This window comes from bacterium (assembly GCA_040755795.1).
Lineage (GTDB): Bacteria > UBA9089 > CG2-30-40-21 > CG2-30-40-21 > SBAY01 > JBFLXS01.
In genome coordinates, this window is the sequence record JBFLXS010000153.1 from 8,156 (window position 1) to 8,664 (window position 509).

Sequence of the window (509 nt, forward strand, 5' to 3'; positions counted from 1 at the left end):
TAATAACCATCACAATCAGACTCTGTATTTGCATTCCAATTTAATGTAACCTGATTATTACCTGCCGTTGCTTTTAAACCTGTTGGTGCTGAAGGTGGAGGATCTTGACAGGTAGCATTTACACTCCATCCACTCACTAAAGAACAAATTATTAATCCTTTTAAAATTAACTTTGTGATAATCTTATTGTGATTCATTATATTCTCTAAGTTCCTACTTTGAAGATTCCATCTTTTTCTCTTCTTTTAGCCTTTGTTTTTCTAACTTTATTGCTGACAATTCTTCTGGAGATAAAACCTTAGGTGATTCATATTCTTCCTGGGTTTGTCCACATTCCTTCTTTTTTGCACCCTTTAAACTTTGTTTCTCTGACTTTATTGCCGACAATTCTTCTGGAGATAAAACCTTAGGTGATTCATATTCTTCCTGGGCTTGTCCACATTCCTTCTTTTTTGCACCCTTTAAACTTTGTTTCTCTGACTTTATTGCCGACAATTCTTCTATAGAGA

The 509-nt window shown here is 34.4% G+C and carries 2 protein-coding genes; both read right to left on the reverse strand.

From position 1 onward, the window contains the following. Positions 1-197: hypothetical protein (locus AB1414_10835; GenBank protein ID MEW6607926.1), on the reverse strand; the 197-nt coding region annotated here is incomplete at its 3' end. A gap of 16 nt (positions 198-213) precedes the next feature. Further along, the coding region (locus tag AB1414_10840) for a hypothetical protein (GenBank protein ID MEW6607927.1) at positions 214-509 on the reverse strand (296 nt) is incomplete at its 5' end.